General features: G+C 42.3%; 4 protein-coding genes and 1 pseudogene. All 5 read right to left on the bottom strand.

Translation table 11 applies throughout. The annotated features are described in order from the left end of the window. On the bottom strand, positions 1–936 hold a 936-nt coding region (locus AC1MDJ_RS06670; protein ID WP_479690154.1), incomplete at its 3' end, for a flagellin N-terminal helical domain-containing protein. A gap of 360 nt (positions 937–1296) precedes the next feature. Next, on the bottom strand, positions 1297–2544 hold the full coding sequence (locus AC1MDJ_RS06665; RefSeq protein ID WP_479690153.1) for a 6-phosphofructokinase: 1248 nt from the start codon (positions 2542–2544) through the stop codon (positions 1297–1299). An 85-nt stretch (positions 2545–2629) separates the two neighbouring features. Further along, the gene (locus AC1MDJ_RS06660; protein WP_479690152.1) at positions 2630–3697 is read right to left on the bottom strand and encodes a DNA adenine methylase; all 1068 of its coding nucleotides are present in this window, start codon (positions 3695–3697) and stop codon (positions 2630–2632) included. After that, positions 3663–4580, bottom strand: a complete 918-nt coding sequence (locus tag AC1MDJ_RS06655; RefSeq protein ID WP_479690151.1) for a DNA adenine methylase — start codon at positions 4578–4580, stop codon at positions 3663–3665. Before AC1MDJ_RS06655 ends, AC1MDJ_RS06660 begins: the two co-directional genes overlap by 35 nt. Before the next feature lie 3 nt (positions 4581–4583). Next, a pseudogene (locus AC1MDJ_RS06650) lies at positions 4584–5376 on the bottom strand (hypothetical protein); the annotation flags it as partial.

Genomic DNA, 5376 nt, shown 5'->3' with positions numbered 1-5376 from the left:
GCTACTGTTATCAATGTTAATATTAGTGGCTGATGTGTATTTATATGTTAATGTCTTACTATAGGTTGCGCCCGTTACAGCATCTGTAAAGGTTGCATTAATTGTGCCAGCATTGCTTATAACGTTATTGACGTCTTCGTTAAATTCCATCGCTAAATACCCGTTCACCCCTGCTGGGATTGTGGCACCTGTGAAACTGTAAACATTACTATGATTAATACCAGTGCCATATGCAGCTATCTTTATACTTGCCATACCAATAGCAGTTCCCGCAGCAAACGTCATAGTCGCATCGTTGACTGCGGACACATCGCCTGTGGCATTGAAGTTCTTGAACCCGCTGGTATTAGAAACGGCTGCTACCATATCGTGTGATAATGACATAACATTTGTCTTATACACAGCATTCTGTCCGGGCTCTACATTAAACGTCAGTTTGTAGTTCCCTTCGGCAGGCGCACCCCTGAATATAACATCCACATCTCTGCTACTTGATGAGTATAAGCCAGCAGCTGAACCTGATAATAACTTTTTAGTATTAAACTCCGTTGCGTTTGATACCCTGTTAATTTCTGCCTTGAGCTGGTCAAACTCTTTTTGCAGCTCTCGTCTATCGCCTGCAGTATAGGTGCCATTGCCCGCCTGATTTGCAAGCTCACGCATGCGTTGCAGCATATCGCCGATGACTTCCATGCCACCCTCTGCTGTTTGTAAAAACGAAACAGCGTCCTGCGCATTGTTTGCAGCCTTAGTCAACGCACTAATCTGTGTCCGCAACTTCTCCGATATGGCTAATCCTGAAGCATCGTCTGACGCATGGTTTATGCGCAACCCTGACGACAGTCGTTCTATTGACTTGCCAAGCGTGTTGTTGGCAGACTCAAGATTCTTCTGCGCCACAGAAGACCATACATTAGTGTAAATAGAGAGAGCCATAATACCTCCATGCCGAGCTAGCGACAACTGGAGGTTGGCACTCTGCCAATAACGATACCAGTTATCCGTAACCCTAAAGCCCCAAGATTAAATAAGTTCCCTTTACGCATAGTCTATCTTTGGGCAGATATACCAGCAGGAACAATAACTAAACCTTAAAGCATAACGCATTCATTATCCTAAAATGCGCAAGCTAGATAAAAATAAAAAGCCGACTAATACCATAAACGCCAAATGGCGAACGGTTAATAGTCGGCTTAATTATCTTAATACCTAACTTAATTGTAGGTATCTTATACCATAAAATGGGGTGTTTGTCAAGACAAAACTGAGAAACAAGAATAACAAAAATATAAAATGTCAATATTTATTCTGCAGTATTGCCGTTGGGGGTAGCAGGTGGGCGGGAACGCCGTCAGTATAGTATGGCGTCACTTCACCCTGCACTAGTGGACGCACGTATTTTAGAAAATCATCCGTTACGCCCAGCTTATCAGCAGTCACCCAGCTAGCTGGTATTTTGCGCTCAGCATTCGCCACCTGTCCTACGTCCACAAGTTCGGGCACCATTAGATATGGGTCATCACATATACGTTTCAAGCTCACCATCTTGCCTGTATGCCCATCGTAGGCTGCCCTTACCGCCACGCCCCCTACTTGATACGCCTCAGTTACGTCAACACGGCTTGCAATGTGCGTTGCACAACGTTGCAGTGTGGAGAACTCTATATAACGCGTCTTGCAGTTGAGTTTCTGTGCTAATACGCCTGATAGGTATTGCGCTGTGCCGCTCAGGTTGCGGTGTCCGAACGAATCTACGTATTTTGCTGTATTTGCTATATCGCACACATATCGTCCGTCAGCCACGCGAATTCCTTCAGATATAGCGATTACGACTGATTTATATTGTTTTTGCAATTTGTTCACGCTATCGACGAACCAGTCAAAATCAAAATCTACCTCTGGCAGGCAGAGCATGCTAGCACCTTCGGAGTTGTAGCCACCAGCTAGTGCGGCGGATGCCGTGAGCCAGCCCGCATCACGCCCCATTATCTCTAGCACGGTCACGCTGTTTTGGTCATAAACAAATGCGTCCCGCACCACTTCTTTAACAGTGGCGGCTATGTATTTAGCAGCTGATGCAAAGCCGGGTGTATGGTCGGTGTTGACTACGTCGTTATCTATCGTCTTGGGTATCCCCACAAAACGAATATCGCTATTGACAAGCTCTGCATGTTTGCTGAGTTTATCAATGGTATCCATACTATCATTGCCACCGATGTAGAAGAAATAGCCTACATCAAGTTTTTTTAGTATATCAAATAGTTGTTTGTAGGAATCGGACGAGGTGTCAACAGCGGGCAACTTGAATCGGCAGCTACCGAGATATGCCGATGGGGTGCGTTTTAGTAGCTCTACATGGAGTGGCGTTTGCAGAACATCGTATAGGTCAATGTATTTTTCTTGCAACAGCCCTTGTATGCCGTGCAGCATACCATACACGTGTTTTGCTCCGCGCGCCTGAGCAGCCTCAAATGCACCCGCAAGGCTAGCGTTGATGACGGACGTAGGTCCGCCAGATTGCCCTATTATAACGGATTTTGACATACAACACCTCCAACTATACTTAATTGAACTTATATCTTTCGCTAGTTTAGCACAATGTTATAAAATGTGCTAGAAAAATTAGCTCTTAATTTATAGTGTATCTGCACACATACAAAAGCTCTTTAATTCGTTTTTTCGTCCCACTTGTGCCATTGTTGTTGCTTTTGAACCTCGCATAGTCAAACTCTATAAGTTCTACCTGCCCATATTTGCTCAATGTTTGGGCAATCTCCGCTTGCGACATAATGCCTTCGCTGTTGTAGCTTAGCAGCAAGTATTTATACTTTGCATTTTTTGCTATATAGTCAAGCTCTTTAATGGCTGTGTTCTTATTGCAAAATGCGGACTTTTGCCCATTATAGTTCCTCATCCCTGTTACCCCGTGAATAGCTGGATTGTCATATCTAGCAATAGTTTCTATTAAATGATAGTTTGGGGCGTATTGTCGCTCATTGTAGGGCGGGTCTAGGTATAGCACATCTACGTCTATATTATGGACAAGGTTTGTGCTGTTTGCGTTAAACACCTCATTGTTTTCGCTATTAAATATAAGTTCTATAGGTTTCAAGACAAATGGTCTTAGTGCCCGCTTATCCCACTTCTTCTGAAATGCCGCATAGACGCCTGCCACGTTGGAAAAGAAAGACACGCTTTCTATTAGGCAAGCCAACAAGATAAAATATTCTGCCTCTGTCAACAAATTGGCTATTCTCCATCCTTCTATTTGTGTTCTAATGGCATCTATTTTTTGAGCATTCCCGTCTGAAAAATACATCCTTGCTTGTGGCAGGTGAGACGTCCCACCTACAGAGTAGTTTTGATATATAAAACCAGCTACGGGTGGCACTTGGTTCAAGTAGGCTAAGACGTCATCTAACGGGGAGTTTATTATATAGTTTGACTTATTCGCTAGCGTTGATATAACTTTTTCAAAGCTAGGTTCTGTGTTATTTTTAATATAAGCATACTGTAAGCAGTATGAAAAATAGAGTAAATCAGATGAGTGAACCCTATAGTTTAACCGCTTAAAAAAACGAGCCACGCTTGCCGTTCCAGCAAAAAAGTCAAAAAACGACTTGCCAACGACACCGTGCTGTTGCAGGGCATAGAACAGCCTGTCAAGCAGGTTTTCTTTGTTGCCAATAAATCTCATCGTATCCCTGCTCGGGGTTATAATTTGTAATCAAAACCTCTTGAGTTGCTTGTTTATCTCTATTCTTTGTATGGTAGCTAGAATTGGAATATTCCATTTTAATCTCATTTACCACGTAGTGTTTGTTGTCAGCAAGCCAGTCATAGAGCATTTCGTTCTCTCTCCCTTTATGTCTCAACACATTTGACAGAGCGAACTTTATGCCGTTCATATCAAGCCCGTCTAGCTTGTCAAGCAGTAAAGCCTCTTCTTTCCGTCCCCAGCCTGTAAAACCTCGCTTGCCGTCATTGTATGTGCCAGTTGTTATTAGATATGGCGGGTCGGCATATACAAAATCATCTTTACCAAGCGAGGATAGGTCAAAGTCTGTGAAGTTATGCGTGTAAAACTCTACATTTGAGCTTTTTAGCTTGTTTATGAACGTCTTTAAGTTGGACGCCATAGTGCTGTTAAAACAGCTCCGCTCTCTGCCAAATGGATTATTAAACTCGTGGTTATTATTAAACCTTATCTGGTGGTTGAACGAATATGCCACCAGCACAAATAAATCTAGCGGGTTCTTTTCACTATTGTATAGTGAACGCAATGCCTTATATCCGTTTTCATTAGTAAGCGATAGCGAGAACATGCTAATTCTGCCGTAAATATGTTCTAATACTTGCTTAATAGGTGTTTTTTTTAATGCCTTATAAAAGTCCACTAAATAGCTTAGGTTATCGTTCAATGCCAGTTTTTTAGCGGGTATGTTCAAGGCTACGTTTCCGCCACCAACGAACAGGTCAACAAAGCAGTTTATCTCACGGGGGAATAACGGCGCAATTTGCGACAGTATCCTTTGCTTGCCGCCTATGTAGTTAAGGGGGGATTTTATAAAATTATCCATCCCTTATCTCCAAAAGTCCAATAAATTCTTAATAGCCTCTTTGAAAAGGCTGGGAGCTTTCACTCCTAGCACTAAATTGCCATTTTTATTTAGTAAAAAACCAACCTCTATCTCTATAACTTCTTTCTCTTTCCCTCCGTATAGAACAACGCTACGGATTATCTTATACTTTGGATAATATTTTTTTATATAGTCCTTTTCTATGGCATCGTATCCACCCAGCTCCTCTATCCCCTTTTGACGAAATTGGTATCTTTTGCCCTCAATATTTATAATCTCGCTACGTCCGAAGTCAATGAGTATTAAATCGGGAATTGCTATAATTTGGCTCTTATCCCCCGCCTTATACTTTACCCTATCTTGATATTTTTCAAGGGGGATATGCTTGCCCTCTGCGGTCAAAAAGTAGCCCTTTTCACTGCCAGCGTGGTTTTCAAATATAGAGTAGCCTTTTGTGAAACTTTCAACTACCGTGTGTATAAAGATAGTGCCTAGCTTTTCTCCCTCTGTCTCGTAGTGCCAATAGTATTCTCTTACTTCGCCTTGTGGCATAGTCAAACCGTCTAGCTTTATATTTAATCTATTAGCTATTAGAACGAACTTACTACTTTTAGCTGTGTCATTCTTATTTTCAAAGTGCCGTTGTTCTAGCCCGTGCATAGTGATTACAATGTTCTTTTGCCAGCCTAGCTTGCGAATAGTGGCAGCAATAAGGCTTATCGCACCTATATTTGGGTCGTGCGATAGGGTATCGTTTTTAACTAGCTTACCAGATACCTCTATTCTGTTAGCTTTC

Source organism: Candidatus Termitispirillum reticulitermitis (assembly GCF_054655775.1).
The sequence above is the reverse complement of the archived record's forward strand: the minus strand, read 5'-3'. Positions and strand labels throughout refer to the sequence as shown.